This is a genomic window from Streptomyces sp. NPDC057010, assembly GCF_042673805.1.
Lineage (GTDB): Bacteria > Actinomycetota > Actinomycetes > Streptomycetales > Streptomycetaceae > Streptomyces.
The window spans coordinates 1-16,779 of sequence record NZ_JBHUSC010000013.1; the positions used below are offsets into that span (position 1 = coordinate 1).

Below are 16,779 nucleotides of genomic sequence, written 5' to 3' on the forward strand. Positions count from 1 at the left end.
CGGAGCCCCAGGAGGCGGAGCCGCAGGGTCCCCCGCCCGGCTCCCCGCAGGGGCGCGGCATGCTGGGCGGCATGGATCCGCATCTGCTGCGCACCTTCGTCGCCGTCTCCCGGCTCGGCTCCTTCTCCGGGGCCGCCCGGGAGCTCGGCTACACCCAGTCCGCCGTCTCCCAGCACATCGCCGCCCTCGAAGCCGATCTGCGGGCCGAACTGCTCACCCGGCGGCCCGTGGCACCGACGCCGGCCGGGGTGCGGCTGCTGGAGCACGCCGGGCCGCTGCTGCTGCGGCTCGACGCCGCCCGCGCCGACGTCCTGCGGCTGGCCGCCGCGCCGCCCGGGCGGGTCACGGTCGCCGCGTCCCCGCTCGCCGTCGGCCCCCGGCTGCTCGCCGCGCTGCCCGCCACCGGGGTGACCCTGCGGGTGCTGCCCCCGGCCGAGGTGCCCGCCGCGGTCGCCTCCGGGGAGAGCGATCTCGGTCTCGTCGACGGGCCGGCCGCGCCCAGCGATCCGCTGCGCCTGCCCGACGTGGCCCCGCTCACCGTGACGGGCGTCGGGGAGGAGGAGCTGGCCGTACTGCTGCCGGCCGGGCACCCCTTCGCCGGGCGGGCCGCCCTCCGGATGGACGACCTCGCCGACGCCCGCTGGCTGGACGCCCCCGGCGTGGGGCTGCCGCTGACCGCCGCGCGCACCGCCGCCCGCTACGAGGGCACCGACGTGCAGGCCCTCTGCGCCCTCGCCGCCGCCGGCCACGGCCTCGCGCTGCTGCCGCGCCGCGTCGCCGAGGCCGCCGGCGCGGGGGTCGCCGTACCGCTGTCCGTGCCCCGCCTGGTGCACCGTACGGAACTGCTCTGGTCCGGAACCCCCACCGGCGCGGCCGCTGCGCTCGCCGCACGGCTCGCGGCAGGATCCCCCGTATGACCCATGACACCCATGCCGAAGGCCCCGCCCCCTTCACGGCCGCCGACTACGCCGCCCGCATGGCCGCCGCCGCGCAGACCGCCGCCGACGCGGGACTGGCCGGGCTGCTCATCGCCCCCGGGCCCGACCTCGCGCACCTCACCGGCTACCGCCCCACCGCCGAGACCGAGCGGCTCACCCTGCTGGTGCTCGCCGCCGGCCAGGACCCGGTGCTCGTGGTGCCCGCCCTGGAGGCCCCCGACGCCGCCAAGGCCCCGGGCGCACCGGCCCTGACCCTGCGCGACTGGACCGACGGGAAGAACCCGTACGCCGTGACCGCCCCCCTCCTGGACGTCGCCGGCCGCTTCGGCGTCAGCGACAACACCTGGGCCCTGCATCTCCTCGGCCTCCAGCGGGAGTTGCCCACCACCTCCTACGTGCCGCTGACCGACTCCCTGCCCATGCTGCGCGCGGTGAAGGACGCACGGGAGCTGGAGCGCCTCGCGGCCGCGGGGGCCGCCGCCGACGCCGCCTACGCGCAGGTCCTGCACCTCCCCTTCGCCGACCGCCGCGAGACCGACGTCGCCGCCGACCTGGCCGGACTGCTGCGCGCACACGGCCACTCCCAGGTCGACTTCACCGTCGTCGGCTCCGGCCCCAACGGGGCCAACCCGCACCACGAGGCCGGCGACCGGGTCATCCGCCGCGGCGACATGGTGGTCCTCGACTTCGGCGGCCTGCGCTACGGCTACGGCTCCGACATCTCCCGCACCGTGCACGTCGGCGAGCCGACCGCCGAGGAGCAGCGGGTCCACGACGTCGTCCGCGAGGCCCAGCAGGCCGGCGTGGCGGCGGTCCGGCCCGGGGTCTCCTGCCAGGAGGTGGACCGGGCGGCCCGCGCGGTGATCACCGAATTCGGCTACGGGGAGCGGTTCATCCACCGCACCGGCCACGGCATCGGCGTCACCACCCACGAGCCGCCGTACATGGTCGAGGGCGAGGAGCAGCCCCTCGTCCCCGGCATGTGCTTCTCCGTGGAGCCGGGCGTCTACCTGCCCGGCCGGTTCGGCGTCCGCATCGAGGACATCGTGACCGTCACAGAGGAGGGCGCCCTGCGCCTGAACAACGCCCCGCGCGAGCTGGCGATCGTCGAGTAGCCGCCACGGGCCTCACGGGCCCAGCACCACCGCGGATTCGGCCGACAGGTGGATCCGCCCGTCCGGGCCGGGGTGTTCGAGCGGCTCCCACGCGGCCAGTACCCGTACGCCGTTGCGGCCCAGCGCGATCGTCGCCGGCTCCGGCGAGAGGTTCACCGCCACCCGTACGTCGCCCCGCCGGAAGGTGATCCAGCGGCGCTCCTCGTCGTGGGCGACCCGGACCGCGGCCAGGTCCGGGTCGCGCAGGTCCGGGTGCGTGCGGCGGAGCGCGACGAGGGTGCGGTACCAGGCCAGCAGGCGGGCGGGGCCGGGCTGCCCGGGCTCCTCCCAGTCCAGGCAGGAGCGGTCCCGGGTGGCCGGGTCCTGCGGGTCGGGGATCTCTTCGGCCTTCCAGCCGTGCGCCGCGAACTCCCGGCGCCGGCCGGTCCGTACCGCCTCGGCGAGCTCCGGATCGGGGTGGTCCGTGAAGTACTGCCACGGCGTGGTCGCGCCCCACTCCTCGCCCATGAACAGCATCGGCACGAAGGGCCCGGTCAGCGCGAGCGTGGCGGCGCAGGCCAGCAGCCCGGGGGAGAGGGAGGCGGACAGCCGGTCACCGAGCGCCCGGTTGCCGATCTGGTCGTGGGTCTGGGTGTAGCCGAGGAAACGGTGGGCGGGGGTTCGGCGGCGGTCCACCGGGCGGCCGTGGGTGCGGCCCCGGAAGGAGGACCAGGTGCCGTCGTGGAAGAAGGCCCGGGTCATGGTCTTGGCGAGGGCGGCGAGCGGGGCCTCTGCGAAGTCGGCGTAGTACGCCTGGGATTCGCCGGTCAGCGCACAGTGCAGGGCGTGGTGGAAGTCGTCGTTCCACTGGGCGTGCAGGCCCAGGCCCCCTTCGCCGCGCGCGGTGGTGGTGCGCGGGTCGCAGCGGTCCGACTCGGCGATCAGGAACAGCCTGCGGCCGCTCTCCGCCGCCAAGGCGTCGACGGCCGCGGACAGTTCCTCCAGGAAGGTCAGCGCCCGTCCGTCGGCGAGCGCGTGCACGGCGTCGAGCCGCAGCCCGTCGATCCCGTAGTCGCGCAGCCAGGCGAGCGCGCTGCCGAGGAGGTACGCGCGCACCTCGTCGGAGCCGGGCGCGTCCAGGTTCACCGCCGCGCCCCAGGGGGTGTGGTGGGTGTCGGTGAAGTACGGGCCGAAGGCCGGGAGATGGTTGCCGGCGGGCCCGAGGTGGTTGTGGACCACGTCCAGTACCACGCCCAGCCCGGCGGCGTGCGCGGCGTCCACGAACCGGGCGAGCCCGGCCGGCCCGCCGTAGGGCTCGTGCACCGCCCACGGCGCGACCCCGTCGTAGCCCCAGCCGTGCCGCCCGGGGAAGGGGCAGACCGGCATCAGCTCCACGTGCGTGACCCCGAGCGCGGTGAGGTGCCCCAGGCGGGCGGCGGCGGCGTCGAACGTGCCCTCGGGGGTGAAGGTGCCGATGTGCAGCTCGTACAGGACCGCGTCCTGGAGCGGGGTGCCGGGCGCGGCGGCCTCCGGGGAGGGGAGAGCGGCGAAGTCGACCACCGCCGACGGGCCGTCGGGGCCGTCCGGCAGGCGCCGCCCGCGCGGGTCCGGGCGCACGGTCGTCCCGCCGTCCAGGAGGAACCCGTAGCGGCTCCCGTCGGCGGCCGGGGCCGTGACGGTCCACCAGCCGTCCCGGTCCTGATCGCGTGCCATGTCGTACGTCGCGTCGTCGAGTCGCACGGCGACACGACCTGCCAAAGGTGCCCAGACCTCGAACTGCACGGACGGTCCCCTCGTCTCCGGCGGTGCCCAGCATGCGTATCCTGCCCATCATTCCGGGCGCGGCGCGGGTGTTCTGGACACTCCGGCCCCGACGGGCCGACAATCACCCTGTGACGTCGAGTTTCGAGTTCCCCGCCTTCCCCGCGCCGCGGCTGTCCGACGCCGAGCGCGACCGGGCGCTGGGCCAGCTCAGGGAGGGCGCCGCCCTCGGCAAGCTGTCCCACGACACGTTCCTGCGCCGGATGGAACTCGCCCTCGTCGCGCGCCGCTCCGAGGACCTCGCGGTCCTCACCGCCGACCTCCAGTCACGGGAGGGCGCCGAAAGCCCGTGGACCCGTCGGCTGTTCGGCTGGGTCGGCCGGGCCTCCGCCGTCACGGCCGGAGTCCGGCGGGCCTGGGCCGTCGAGCGGCTGCCGAAGCTGCTGCTCCCGTACCCGAGCGCGGCGGCCCTGCACATCGGCCGCGACCCGGGCAACGGGCTGCGGCTCAGCCACGAGACGGTCTCCCGGGCGCACGCGGAGCTGCGCATGCGCGACGGCGTGTGGGTGCTCACGGACCTCGGCTCCACCAACGGGACCACCGTGAACGGGCGCCGGGTGACGGGCTCCGCGGTGGTCCGGGATGGCGACCAGGTCGGCTTCGGGAAGATGATGTTCCGGCTGTCCGCGCGATAGCGCACCCGGCGGTCGCCGGCGAGGGGCCACCGCGCAGGATGGCACCCATGGAAAACACCGCACACACGCACACGAAGAACGCCGGAGCCCCGGTGGACGGGCCGGTCGTACGCCGCGCACGCGTCGGGGACCTGCCCCGGCTGGTCGAGCTCATGCACGAGCACATCGCGTACGAGAAGTCGGCCCCCCGGCCGCCCGGCCTCGCCGAGCGGCTCGGGCCGCAGCTGTTCGCCGAGGACGCCCGCCTGTGGGTGCTGCTCGCCGAGGACCCGGACGGCACGGTCGTCGGATACGCCGCCTGCTCGGCCGAGTTCGCCTTCTGGGACGCCGGGTACTACCTCCACATGGACTGCCTCTACCTGGCCGAGGACGCCCGCGGCCACGGACTCGGCGCCGCCCTGATGGCCGGCGTGACGGACCTCGCCCGCGAGCTCGGTCTCGTACAGGTCCAGTGGCAGACCCCCGACTGGAACGAGGGCGCGGTCCGCTTCTACGACCGGCTCGGCGCCACCGGCCTGCCCAAGCGGCGCTACGGGCTGTCCACGGACTGAGGGCGCTGGGCCGCGAGGAGGCGCTCGTACGTCGCCAGGACGGTACGGGCCTGGTGCTCCACCTGGGTGGCCACCGGGACCCAGCGGGCCTGGAAGCGCGCCGCGAACTCCTCGCACCACCCCGTCACCAGCCGGTCCAGCCCGGGAGCCGACGGATGGCCCTGCACGCGCAGCACGCGCAGCAGCATCGCGGCGGCCCGCAGCGACAGGCGACGCCCGAAGGCGTCGATGCTGGCGATGTACGCCGCCGTGGCCTCGGCCGGGGCCCCGCTGCCCGCCCATTCGGCGGTGATCCGGGGGATGAGGGCGAGCGTCCAGTCCACCGCGCGCAGCAGGGGCGCCGCGGCCGGGTCCCCGTACAGCAGCGGGCGGGGCCGGAAGGCCTCCCGCATGCGGGCGACGAGCGCGGCGTCGGCGGCGAGCCGCCCGGCCAGTACGCGCAGGGCGCCGCGCGGGTCGGGGTGCGGGGCCGGGTCGTCCACCAGGTCGGAGGCCCACATGGGGACTTCGACGATCGCGGTGGTGCCGGCGTACCGGTGGGCGTGGTACCAGGTGCTGAGCCGGGTGTCCTCCGGGTGGAAGACCCCGGCGGCCTCGCTCCCGGGCTGCGGGATCACGAAGATCCCGGGCCCGGGGGAGGGCCAGCCGGCGGCGTCCGAGGCCCCGTTCTCCACCGGGATGCGCAGCTCGGCGGCCGACTTCCCGAAGGGCTCGGCGAGGCCCGGTATGTCCCGGGTGAGCTGCACCCAGGAGCCGCCGAGGTCGGTGGCGTGCAGGGAGACCTGGAGGACGGGCCGCAGCTCGTCGATGAGGGCGGTCAGCGCCACGGTCTCCGGCGGCAGCCGGTCCGGGGGCAGTAAAGACGGCGCCCACTCCGGCTGTTCGGGCCCGGGAGGGCGGAAGAAGTTCCGGTGGTAGTCGAGGAGCGAGTACGGGCGGGGCGTGCGGTGCAGGTCCGCGCCGTCGGGATCGGCGCAGAGGAGGAAGTGCCAGCCGCAGCCGGCCCGGGGCGCGGGTTCGTGCAGGAGCCGCCGGGCGAGGGAGAGCGCGGTGGCCCCGCCGACGGGCTCGTTGGCGTGGGCTCCGGCGACGACGAGGACGTTGTGGCTGCCCCGGGCGCCGGCGGGGGCTGCGGTGGGGGCGACGGACAGCACCCACAGGGGCTGCCCGGCGCGGGAGGTACCGGCCTGGCGGAGCCGGGCGTGGCCGGGGTGCTCGTCGGCCAGGGCGCGGGCGGTCAGGGCGAGTTCGTGCGGTGTGGGGTAGCGCGTGTCGCGGAGGAGGGTCACAAGGGATGCCATGCCCGCCGGGCAGGCCCCCTACTGCTCCCGGAGCCCCGGATTTCCCCCGGCTTGCGGGGGAACGCCCCTGACCGGCCCACCTCCTTTCGTACTTAGCCAATGTGCTAAGTTCCTCGGCATGGGTACAGCGGACGAGGACGAGGCAGGCGCGTTCCGGGCACTGGCCGACCCCACGAGGCGCCAGATCCTCGAGGACCTGCGGGACGGCGAACTCGCGGCCGGGGAGATCGCCGGCCGGTTCTCCATCAGCGCGCCGTCGATCTCCCGGCACCTGGGCGTGCTGAAGGGGGCGGGGCTGGTCACCGAACGGCGCGACGGCAACCGCATCCTCTACGCGCTGGCCGAGGAACGGCTGGCCATGCACGTCGGCCGGTTCCTCAGCGCCGTCTGCCCCGAGCAGGTCGTGCTGCGCCACACCAAGTGGCGCAAGGCCGACGGGAGCGGGCCTGGGGCCGCGGCGACCGGCACGGACGGCTGAGGCGCCCTGCTGTAACACCGACCCACCCTCCCGCCGCCGGCCCGTGCCCCCGCCGCCCGCGGCTACTGCTGGTGGAGGCCCCGCCCCGCCAGGGAGAGGAAGGCCTCGCCGACCGCCTCCGACAGCGTCGGGTGGGCGTGGACGTGGCGGGCGACATCCTCCGGCGCCGCCTCCCAGCCCACGATCAGCTGGCTCTCCGCGATCATCTCCGAGACGTGCGGCCCGACGAGGTGGACCCCCAGCACCCGGCCGTCCCGCTCCGCGACCACCTTCACCGTGCCGCCCTGCCCGTGCACCATCCCCTTGGCCACGGCCGTCAGCGGCATCGTGTTCACCACCACGTCGTACGCCGCCTCGCGCGCCTGTGCCTCCGTCAGGCCGACGGCCGCCGTCTGCGGCGCCGAGTACGTCACCCGCGGCACGGCCGCGTAGTCCACCGGCACCGAGGGGACCCCCGCCAGGGTCTCCGCGACCAGCAGGCCCTCCGCGAAGGAGGCGTGCGCCAGGCCCAGCGAAGGGGGCGGCAGCAGATCCCCCACGACGTGGATCCCCGGGACCGAGGTCTCCAGCCGGGACCAGTCGGCCGGCGCCACGAACCCCCGCTCGTCGGTGGCGAGCCCGGCCGCCGCCAGGTCCAGCCCGTCGGTGACCGGGACCCGCCCGACCGCCACGAGCAGCCGCTCGGCCTTCAGCTCGCGCAGCTCCCCGCGCGCGGTGCGCACCGTGGCCCGTACGATCCCGCCCTCCACGACGGCCCCCTCCAGCCGGGCTCCGGTCTGCACGTCGATCCCGCGCTTCTTCAGGCCCCGCGCCAGATGCCGGGACACGTCCGCGTCCTCCAGCGGGACCAGCCGGTCCGCGGCCTCGACCAGGGTCACCTCGGCGCCCATCGAGCGGTGGAAGGAGGCGTACTCCACCCCGATCGCGCCGCCGCCCAGCACCAGCACCGACCCGGGCAGCCCGGGGGCGAACAGGGCGTCGTCGCTGGTCACCACCGTGTGCCCGTCGGGCTCCAGCCCGGGCAGGGTGCGCGGCCGGGACCCGGTGGCCAGCACGATCCCCCTGGTGGCGGTGAACTCCCGTCCGTCCTCGATCCGGACGGACCGCGGCCCGGTCAGCCGCGCGCTGCCGGCCACCACGCGCACCCCGGCGTGCGCCAAGTGCCCTTCCACGCCCTTGTGGTTGCGGGAGACGATGTCGTCCCGGGTCGCGGTGAGCGCCGACCAGTCCACCGACTCCACGCTCGCCCGCACCCCCCACCGCTCGCGCGCCTCGGCCACGCCGTCGACGAGTTCGGCCGCGTGCAGCATCGCCTTGCTCGGGATGCAGCCGCGGTGCAGGCAGGTCCCGCCGACCTTGTCCCGCTCGGCGAGCAGGACGCTCAGGCCCAGGGCCGAGGCGCGCAGGGCGGTGCTGTAGCCGCCGGTGCCACCGCCGATCACGATCACGTCCACCGTGCCGTTGCCGTTGCCGTTGCTGTTGACGTCTTCGTTGGTCATGTGCCAAGCCTGTCCGGCCCGTTCCCCGCAGTCCAAGGAAATGATCTTCTGGGGTCCATGCACGTTCTTTATGCTTCCCGGTCATGAGCCTGCGCCAGATGGAGTACTTCCTCGCCGTCGTGGAGGAGTCCTCCTTCACCCGCGCCGCCGACGCCCTCCACGTCACCCAGCCCGCCCTCTCCCACCAGGTCAAGGCGCTGGAGCGGTCCGTGGGCGGCGCCCTCCTGGAGCGCATGCCGCGCGGGGTGCGGCTCACCCCCATGGGCCGTGCCTTCCTCCCGCACGCACAGCTCGCCGTCCGCAGCGCCCGCCAGGCCGAGCGGGCCGCCCGCGCCGCCGCCGGTGTCGCCGGTGGCGAGCTGCACCTGGCCACCGTGCACGCCCTGGCCGTCGGCATGCTCCCCGTCATCGCCGCCCGCTGGCGGGCCCTGCACCCGGGCGTCTCGCTGGTGGTGCGCGAATACGGCTCCAACGAGGCCCTGGAGGAGCAGCTGGAGCGCGGGGTCGCCGACCTCGCCGTGGGCCCCGAGCCCAAGGAGTGGACCGGTCCGGTGCTCCGGGTCGGCCGCGAGGAACTGGTCCTCGTCGTCCCCTTCGACGATCCGCTCGCCGGCCGGGGCGCCGTCCGCCTCGCCGAGCTCGCCGACCGCGACTGGGTCCGCTGCGCCATGGAACCGCTGGTCGAGGGGCAGCTCGTGCTGGACTGGGCCTGCGGAGCGGCGGGTTTCACCCCGCGCACGGTCCTGCGTACGGAACACACCTCGACGGCCGTACGGATGGCGGCCGCCGGGGTCGGCATCGTCGTGGCCCCGGCCCACATGGTCCGCGGCGCCGTCGGCGAGGAGTGCGTACTGCTCTCCCTCGACCCGCCGTGGCACCGGCCCCTGGCCGTCTTCTCCCGGGTCCCGCTGACCGGCGCGGCCGCGGCCTTCGCCGAGCTGACCGCCGACAGCCAGGCGGCCGTCGATCCGGCGCCGCGGTCCTAGCCGGCTCCACCGGCCCATGTAGCGCTCGTAGGCGTCCCCGGCCGCCCACACGTCGTACCGCTGCTCCTCCATGCCGTCAGCCTTCCACGCGGGACCGGCTACGCCGTGGCGCGCAGCAGCAGTGCCACGGGCGCGTCGGCGAGCAGGTCCGCCGGCTGCAGCCCGTTCTCGTACGAGGTCTCCCGGGCGCCCGGCATCCCCGCGAGCGGTACCCACCGGCCCGGCGGCAGGGGCAGCACGGTGTCGCGCCAGCCGCCCGCCGCGGCCAGCCGGTGCGAGAGCCGGGTCGCGACCGCCAGCAGCCCGGGCGAACGGGTGAAGGCCAGGCAGTGCTCCGCCGCCGGGCCGCGGGCGGAGAGGGGGGCGTAGCCGTCGAACAGCTCGGGCCGGTCGCGGCGCAGTCGCAGGACCGCGGCCGTGAGCGCCAGCTTCTCCTGCGCGGGCCCGAGCGGCGCGCCCCCCGCGTCCAGCCGGGCCAGGGCCTCCCGCGGGAAGTGGGCCGGCCGCCGGTTGTCGGGGTCCACGAGGGCGCGGTACTCCGTCTCGGCGCCCTGGTAGACCTCCGGGACCCCGGGCATCGCCAGGTGCAGCAGCGCCATCCCGAGCAGGTTCGCCCGGGCCGCCTCCGCGACGTGCGGCGGCAGGTCCAGGGGGTGCGGGGCGTAGCCGGGGACGGTCGCCTCGTAGGCCTCGTCCCGGTCGGTCCAGCTGGTGTGCAGGGCGGCCTCGCGGACCGCCTTGAGCAGCGCCTCCTCCAGCCGGGGCACGGCCTGCGGGACCTCGCCCAGCCCGAGCGCGGTCTGCCGGGCCGTCCACGCCAGCTGGGGGTCCGGGCCGGCCAGGCCGTCCATCAGCTCCGGCGCCTGTGACAGCACCGAGATCCGGGCCCGGACGTCCGCGCTGCGCTTGGTGTCGTGCGTGGACAGCACCGTCCCCGACCGGGGCCAGTCCCGGGCCAGCGCGGCGCAGTACGCGTGGAACTCCTCGGCCGACACCGCCGGATGCCCCGGGTCCCCGCCGACCTCGGTGGCCGACAGCAACGCCCCGTACCGGTAGAAGGCGCGGTCCTCCAGGGACTTGGCGCGCAGCGCGGCCGAGGTCTGGGCGAAGCGGGCCGCGAACGCCGGGTCCCGCAGCAGCAGTTCCCGTACGCGGGCCACAGCGGCCGGACCGGCCGGCGAGGCGGCCCGTTCCAGGGCCTGCGGCGCGGGCTCCGGCTCGTCGGGGTACGGCCGGTAGACGGGATGGGCGATCAGCAACTCCCGTACGGTCTCCGCGAGTTCCGTGCCCACGTGCCGTTCGAGCGCGCCCAGCTCGGCGGCCAGGTCGCCGGTCAGGACCTCCCGCGCGCACGCCGCCGCCGTCCGCTCCCATTCCGGGATTCCGGTGAACTGCACGTACCGCCGGGCCAGTTCGGCGGCGCCGGCCGGGTCGGTGAACACGCCGTCCACCCGGTGCAGCGCGTCGTAGCCGGTGGTTCCCGCCACGGGCCACGCGGGTGGCAGCCGCTCCTGGCGGGCCAGGATCTTCTCGACCACCACCCAGCAGTGCGGTCCCGCCGCGGCCCGCAGCCGCCGCAGGTACTCCCCGGGATCCGCCAGCCCGTCCACGTGGTCGATCCGCAGGCCCTCGACGACCCCGTCCCGCACCAGTTCCAGCACCTTGGCGTGGGTGGCCGTGAACACCTCCGGATCCTCCACACGGACCCCGATCAGGTCCGAAATGGTGAAGAAGCGGCGGTAGTTGAGCGAGGTGCGGGCTTCCCGCCACCACGCCGGCCGGTACCACTGGGCGGCCAGCAGCGCGGGCAGCTCCAGCCCCGCCGTACCCGCCCGCAGCGGGAACTCCTGCTCCCCGTAGCGCAGCACCTCGCCGTCGGCCTCCAGCGCGCAGGTCTCCACCGGACCGGCGAGCACCGGCAGCAGCACCTGCCCGCCGCCCGCCTCCCAGTCGATGTCGAACCAGCGTGCGAACGGCGAGTCCGGGCCCTCCCGCAGGACCTCCCACAGGGGCCGGTTCAGTCGCAGCGGGGTCGGCACGGCCATGTGGTTGGGCACGATGTCCAGCACCAGGCCCAGCCCGTGCGCCCGGGCGGCCGCGCCCAGGGCCCGGAGCCCCGGCTCGCCGCCGAGCTCCGCTCGCACAGCAGTGTGATCGGTGACGTCGTACCCATGCGCCGAGCCGGGAACCGCCTCCAGGACCGGAGACAGGTGCAGGTGTGACACGCCGAGGGAGGCGAGGTACGGTACGGCTGCCTCGGCCGCCGCGAACGGGAACTCCGGGCGCAGTTGGAGACGGTAGGTCGACGCCGGAGTGACAGGTTTCGGAACATCAGATTCCGATTGGATGCTTGGCTGCGGCTGGCTCATGAGAACGTACGTACCCAGCCTGCCGGATTCCGTGCCATTACCCAATGCATCCGGGTGACTCCACCGCGTTAACGTTGCTCAAGTGGTTGGAACCGTCAACACCTATCGAAGAGTCATCGCCCTGACCGGGCCCCTACTCCCGCTCGTCTCCTTTTTCGCCCGACTGCCCGTCGCGATGTCCCAGTTCGGGAGCGTCCTCCTGGTCGCCGAGACCAGCGGCTCCCTCGCCACCGCCGGCATCGTCGGCGGCACCCTCTCCGCCGGCCAGGTGGTCTTCGGACCCGTCCTGGGCCGGCTCGCCGACCGCCACGGCCAGCGGCCCGTCGTCCTCACCGCCGCGGCGGTCAACGCCGTCGCCACCGGGGCCCTCGTCGCCGGGGCCCTGGGCGGCCTCGACACCGTCCCGCTCGCCGCGATCGGCGCCGTCACCGGCGCCTCCGTACCGCTGATCGGGCCGCTCGCCCGGACCCGCTCCGTCGCGCTGGCGCACCGCGCCAAGGCCGACGAGAGTGTGGTCGGCGCCGTGCACTCGCTCGAAGGCACCCTGGACGAGGTCTCGTTCGTCTTCGGACCGGCCCTCGTCGGGCTCGCCGCCCTCGTCGCCCATCCGGCCGTCGCCCTCGGCGCCGCCGCCGGGCTCGTCGCCGTCTTCGGCACCACCTACGCGCTGCACCCGACCGCCGCCGTCACGGCCGGGGCCCCCGCCAAGGCGCGCGGCAAGGCCCCCCGGGCCCGGCAGCCGCGCGTGGTGCACGCCGTCCGCGGCTCGCTCGCCCTCCAGGGCGCCATGTTCGGCGGCTGTCAGGCCGGAATCGCCGCGCTCACCGCGCAGTTGGGCGTCCCCGGCCAGGCCGGGATCGTCTACGCCGCCATGGGCGTGGTCAGCGCCGCCGTCGGCCTCGCGCTCGGCGCGCTGCCCGCCCGCTTCGGGCTGCGGCTGCGCTGGCGGGTGGCCACCGGCGCCGCGCTCGTCCTCTCGGTGCCGCTGCTGTTCACCGACACCCTGTGGCCGCTGTACGCGGTCGTCACCGTGCTCGGCGCGGCCTACGCCCCGCACCTCATCACCGCCTTCGCGCTCACCGAACGCGTCGTCGAACCGGCCCGGCTCGCCGAGTCGATGGCCTTCGCCGCCAGCTCGCTGGTCGCCGGCCAGGCCATCGCACTCGCCGTCTCCGGGCGGCTCGCCGAGTGGTACGGGCCCGCCGGGGCCTTCGCCGTGGCGGTCGGGGCGGCCGCCGCCTGTCTGACCCTGGCCCTCGTCACCCGGATGCCCGCCGCCCGGCCCCCCGTCAAGGCCTTCATCCCGGCGCAGCAGACCGCCTCCCCGGTGGTCGGCAACAGCACCGGAGCCGGCAGCGGAGCCGGCTCCGGCACCGCCTACGCCGGCCGCTGAAGCAGCACCAGGCACCGCCCCGTCAGCGCCACCCGGTCCCCGGCCGCATACTGCGGCCCGGTACCGGGTGGCAGTACGTCCGGCCGCGCCGTGTCCACCACCAGGCGCCACTGCGCCCCGTGCCCCGCCGGAATGGTGAACTCCTGGGGTTCGGCGCCCGCGTTGAACATCAGCAGGAACGAGTCGTCGGTGATCCGCTCCCCGCGCGAGCCCGGCTCCGAGATCGCCTCCCCGTTGAGGAACACCGTCAGCGCCCGCGCGTGCTGCGCCTGCCAGTCCCGGGCCCGCATCTCCTCGCCGTGCGGGGTGAACCAGGCGATGTCCGAGAGCTCGTCGTGCGTCCCCTCCACCGGCCGCCCGTGGAAGAACCGGCGCCGCCGGAACACCGGGTGGTCCCGCCGTAGCCACACCATCCGCCGGGTGAACTCCAGCAGTGCGGGCGGCGGTTTGCCCGGCTCCGGCCAGCTCACCCACGACAGCTCGTTGTCCTGGCAGTAGGCGTTGTTGTTGCCGCCCTGCGTGCGCCCGAACTCGTCCCCGTGGCTGAGCATCGGCACGCCCTGCGACAGCATCAGGGTGGCCGTGAAGTTGCGCATCTGGCGCTCGCGCAGCTCCAGGACCTCCGGGTCCTCGGTCGGCCCCTCCACCCCGCAGTTCCACGACCGGTTGTGGGTCTCGCCGTCCCGATTGCCCTCACGGTTGGCCTCGTTGTGCTTCTCGTTGTACGAGACCAGGTCGTGCAGGGTGAAACCGTCGTGGCAGGTGGTGAAGTTGATGGACGCCAGCGGCCGCCGCCCGTCGTCCTGGTAGAGGTCCGAGGAACCGGTCAGCCTTCCCGCGAACTCCGCCAGCGTGCGCGGCTGCCCGCGCCACAAGTCCCGTACGGTGTCGCGGTACTTGCCGTTCCACTCGGTCCACAGCGGCGGGAAGTTGCCCACCTGGTAGCCGCCCTCGCCCAGGTCCCAGGGCTCCGCGATCAGCTTCACCTGGCTCACCACCGGGTCCTGCTGGACCAGGTCGAAGAACGAGGACAGCCGGTCCACCTCGTGGAACTGCCGGGCGAGCGTCGCCGCCAGGTCGAAGCGGAAGCCGTCCACGTGCATCTCGGTGACCCAGTACCGCAGCGAGTCCATGATCAGCTGGAGCACGTGCGGGGAGCGCATCAGCAGCGAGTTCCCCGTCCCGGTGGTGTCCATGTAGTGCCGGGGATCGTCCGCCAGCCGGTAGTACGAGGCGTTGTCCAGCCCGCGGAAGGACAGGGTCGGGCCCAGGTGGTTGCCCTCGGCCGTGTGGTTGTAGACCACGTCCAGGATCACCTCGATCCCGGCCTCGTGCAGGGCCCGCACCGCCGACTTGAACTCCAGCACCTGCTGGCCGCGGTCACCCGAGGCGTAGCCGTTGTGCGGGGCGAAGAAACCGATGGTGTTGTAGCCCCAGTAGTTGCTCAGGCCGTCGTTGACCAGCCGGTGGTCGTTGACGAACTGGTGGACCGGCATCAGCTCCAGCGCCGTCACCCCGAGCTTGGCGAGGTGGCCGATCACCGCCGGGTGCGCGAGGGCCCCGTACGTGCCCCGCAGCTCCTCCGGGAGCTCCGGATGGTTCATGGTCAGACCCTTGACGTGGGCCTCGTACAGCACGGTGTGGTGGTACTCGTGGCGCGGCGGCCGGTCGTTGGCCCAGTCGAAGTACGGGTTCACCACGACCGAGCTCATGGTGTGCGGGGCGGAGTCCAGGTCGTTGCGGGAGTCCGGCCGGCCGAAGTGGTAGCCGTACACCGCCTCTCCCCACTGGACGCGGCCGCTGATCGCCCGCGCGTACGGGTCGAGCAGCAGCTTCGCCGCGTTGCAGCGGCGGCCGCGCTCGGGCTCGTACGGGCCGTGGACCCGGAACCCGTAGCGCTGGCCCGGCATGATGCCCGGCAGGTACGCGTGCCGGACGAAGGCGTCCGTCTCGCGCAGCTCCACGGCGGTCTCCGAACCGTCGTCGTGGAGCAGGCACAGCTCGATGCGTCGGGCGGCCTCGGAGTAGACCGCGAAATTGGTGCCGGCGCCGTCGTAAGTGGCGCCGAGCGGGTAAGCCTGTCCCGGCCAGACCTGCATAGATAACGACTCTTCCCATCCTGCTCCGGCTGCTGCGGCTGATCCGGCTGGACCACGTCACTGCCAGATCTTCCCCGAAAGAGGGTCCCCACGCGCGGACTTGGGCTGGTGCTGCCGGGTGACCCGCAGAGCTGATATGCGGGTCAGCGGACTGTCCGCGCATCGGATAATGGGTCAACGGACAGCCGGTGTACGGGCCATCGGGCTGCACCGGGACGTGCGCGCGGAGTACCCTTCCGTGATCACTGGAGACGGGCGTCCAGACGCAGAAGGCGGTGCACGGGTGAGCTCGGGAGGTCTGGAGCTGCCCCCTGGTGACAGCGGTCACGAGGGTGGCCCGGCGGACGCCGTCGGCGCGGCCCCCGGAGGGTTGCCGAGCGGGGCGGTGTCGCTGGCCCCGCAGGCGGCGACGGGGAACACCCGGGCCGGGGCCGAGCTCGACTGGGGCGCGGAGGCCTGGAGCGAGGTCCGGACGCGGGCGCAGCGGGCCGGACGTGCGTACATCTGGCTGAACCTGATCGAGCAGCGGCTGCGGTCGGTGGTCGGCGCGGTCCTGCGCCCGATCTACGAGCCGGTGCACGGCGGGGACGACTGGGTCGTCGCGGCCGCCGGGCCCGCCGGGCAGGAGTGGGTGCAGCGGGCCGTGGCCGTGCGCGAGGTCAGCCGGCGCAAGGGCTACCTGCTCGACTCGGCCGACGACAACGTCCTGAGCTTCCTGACCCTGCCCCAGCTGCGGGAGCTGATGGTCCAGCACTGGCCCTGCTTCGAACCGTACTTCGACGACCGGCGCGAGATCGAGCTCGCGCTGGACGAGCTGGAGGTCACCCGCAACGTCGTCTCCCGCAACCGGGCCCTTTCGCGGCCCGTGCTGGAACAGGCGGAGCGGGCCTCGGCGCGGCTCCTGGAGGTCCTGGGCGGGGGCGCGGGCAGCCCGTCGGCGGACCGGCTCCCGATCGACGCCGTCGAGGACCTGGTGGGCGACCGGTACGCGGACGTCATCTCCGTCCACCCGGACCGGGTGCGGCTCCAGCGGCAGCTGCCGGCCGAGGACCTCTTCGGGGGCGCGCGGCGGCTCGACGCCATCGGCATAGGGCTCAACCTGCTGGTCCAGAACTTCTCGGGCCGAAGACTCGTCCGGCTCACGGAGGCCGGCTGCCGGGTGCGGCTGCTGTTCCTGAACCCGGCGAGCAGCGCCGTCAAGCGGCGCGAGCGGGAGCTCGGGCTGCGCAAGGGCGAGCTGAGCCGCTCGGTGGAGATGAACATCCTCCACGTCCGCCGGGTCCGCGCGGGCCTGCGCGACCCCTCGCGCTTCGAGATCCACGTCTTCGACGAGACCCCGCGCTTCACCGCCTACCTGGTGGAGGGGCAGTCCTCGGGCATCGCGGTCGTCCAGTCCTACCTGCGCCGGGCCCGCGGCATGGAGTCCCCGGTGCTGGTGCTGAGAGGCGGCGGCCGCGGGGTGCCGAGGGACGCCGACCACGGGCTGTTCACGACGTACCGGGAGGAGTTCGAATCGGTGTGGGAGGACTCCCGCCCGGTGTCGTGACCCCCGGCGCCCTCGTGACGGGTGGGGGGTGTCGGCCGGCCTGTCAGTGCCCCGTGGCAGGCTGAAAGC

General features: G+C 74.6%; 13 protein-coding genes. 8 read left to right on the plus strand and 5 right to left on the minus strand.

Translation table 11 applies throughout. From position 1 onward, the window contains the following. Nucleotides 1-71: 71 nt before the first annotated feature. Nucleotides 72-917 carry a LysR family transcriptional regulator gene (locus tag ACFTXQ_RS14980; RefSeq protein WP_382640739.1) on the plus strand — a complete coding sequence of 282 codons (846 nt, stop codon included), beginning with the start codon at nucleotides 72-74 and terminating at the stop codon, nucleotides 915-917. Continuing rightward, on the plus strand, nucleotides 914-2,053 hold the full coding sequence (locus tag ACFTXQ_RS14985) for an aminopeptidase P family protein (protein ID WP_382640525.1): 1,140 nt from the start codon (nucleotides 914-916) through the stop codon (nucleotides 2,051-2,053). The genes ACFTXQ_RS14980 and ACFTXQ_RS14985 overlap by 4 nt, the downstream gene beginning before the upstream one ends. 12 nt (nucleotides 2,054-2,065) lie before the next feature. Here the strand turns inward: ACFTXQ_RS14985 and treZ are convergent, their stop codons facing one another. Beyond that, nucleotides 2,066-3,814 (minus strand): malto-oligosyltrehalose trehalohydrolase, encoded by a 1,749-nt coding sequence (gene treZ / locus ACFTXQ_RS14990; protein WP_382640528.1) that lies wholly within the window; start codon nucleotides 3,812-3,814, stop codon nucleotides 2,066-2,068. A gap of 110 nt (nucleotides 3,815-3,924) precedes the next feature. On the opposite strand from treZ, the gene ACFTXQ_RS14995 reads away from it, so the two are divergent. After that, on the plus strand, nucleotides 3,925-4,488 hold the full coding sequence (locus tag ACFTXQ_RS14995; protein ID WP_382640531.1) for an FHA domain-containing protein: 564 nt from the start codon (nucleotides 3,925-3,927) through the stop codon (nucleotides 4,486-4,488). A gap of 47 nt (nucleotides 4,489-4,535) precedes the next feature. Next, the gene (locus ACFTXQ_RS15000) at nucleotides 4,536-5,039 is read left to right on the plus strand and encodes a GNAT family N-acetyltransferase (protein ID WP_382640534.1); all 504 of its coding nucleotides are present in this window, start codon (nucleotides 4,536-4,538) and stop codon (nucleotides 5,037-5,039) included. Here the strand turns inward: ACFTXQ_RS15000 and ACFTXQ_RS15005 are convergent. Continuing rightward, complete coding sequence (locus ACFTXQ_RS15005; protein WP_382640537.1) at nucleotides 5,018-6,340, minus strand: M14 family zinc carboxypeptidase; 1,323 nt, start codon at nucleotides 6,338-6,340, stop codon at nucleotides 5,018-5,020. The genes ACFTXQ_RS15000 and ACFTXQ_RS15005 overlap by 22 nt on opposite strands. Nucleotides 6,341-6,458: 118 nt before the next feature. Between ACFTXQ_RS15005 and ACFTXQ_RS15010 the strand changes: the two genes are divergently transcribed. Continuing rightward, nucleotides 6,459-6,818: a metalloregulator ArsR/SmtB family transcription factor gene (locus ACFTXQ_RS15010; protein WP_382640540.1), complete on the plus strand. Its 360-nt coding sequence runs from the start codon at nucleotides 6,459-6,461 to the stop codon at nucleotides 6,816-6,818. A gap of 62 nt (nucleotides 6,819-6,880) precedes the next feature. On the opposite strand, the gene lpdA is transcribed toward ACFTXQ_RS15010, so the two are convergent. Beyond that, nucleotides 6,881-8,317, minus strand: a complete 1,437-nt coding sequence (gene lpdA / locus ACFTXQ_RS15015; RefSeq protein ID WP_382640543.1) for a dihydrolipoyl dehydrogenase — start codon at nucleotides 8,315-8,317, stop codon at nucleotides 6,881-6,883. A gap of 83 nt (nucleotides 8,318-8,400) precedes the next feature. On the opposite strand from lpdA, the gene ACFTXQ_RS15020 reads away from it, so the two are divergent. Next, nucleotides 8,401-9,303, plus strand: a complete 903-nt coding sequence (locus tag ACFTXQ_RS15020) for a LysR family transcriptional regulator (RefSeq protein WP_382640546.1) — start codon at nucleotides 8,401-8,403, stop codon at nucleotides 9,301-9,303. Nucleotides 9,304-9,401: 98 nt separating this feature from the next. Here ACFTXQ_RS15020 and treY read toward each other — a convergent pair whose 3' ends face one another. After that, the gene (gene treY, locus ACFTXQ_RS15025) at nucleotides 9,402-11,672 is read right to left on the minus strand and encodes a malto-oligosyltrehalose synthase (RefSeq protein ID WP_382640549.1); all 2,271 of its coding nucleotides are present in this window, start codon (nucleotides 11,670-11,672) and stop codon (nucleotides 9,402-9,404) included. An 82-nt stretch (nucleotides 11,673-11,754) separates the two neighbouring features. Here treY and ACFTXQ_RS15030 point away from each other — a divergent pair, with 82 nt between their 5' ends. Further along, nucleotides 11,755-13,065, plus strand: a complete 1,311-nt coding sequence (locus ACFTXQ_RS15030; RefSeq protein ID WP_382640552.1) for an MFS transporter — start codon at nucleotides 11,755-11,757, stop codon at nucleotides 13,063-13,065. On the opposite strand, the gene glgX is transcribed toward ACFTXQ_RS15030, so the two are convergent. Next, nucleotides 13,050-15,164, minus strand: a complete 2,115-nt coding sequence (gene glgX / locus ACFTXQ_RS15035; RefSeq protein ID WP_382640555.1) for a glycogen debranching protein GlgX — start codon at nucleotides 15,162-15,164, stop codon at nucleotides 13,050-13,052. The two genes, ACFTXQ_RS15030 and glgX, sit on opposite strands and share 16 nt — an antisense overlap. 283 nt (nucleotides 15,165-15,447) lie before the next feature. On the opposite strand from glgX, the gene ACFTXQ_RS15040 reads away from it, so the two are divergent. Beyond that, nucleotides 15,448-16,710, plus strand: a complete 1,263-nt coding sequence (locus ACFTXQ_RS15040; RefSeq protein ID WP_382640557.1) for an SAV2148 family HEPN domain-containing protein — start codon at nucleotides 15,448-15,450, stop codon at nucleotides 16,708-16,710. The last annotated feature ends 69 nt before the right edge of the window (nucleotides 16,711-16,779 follow it).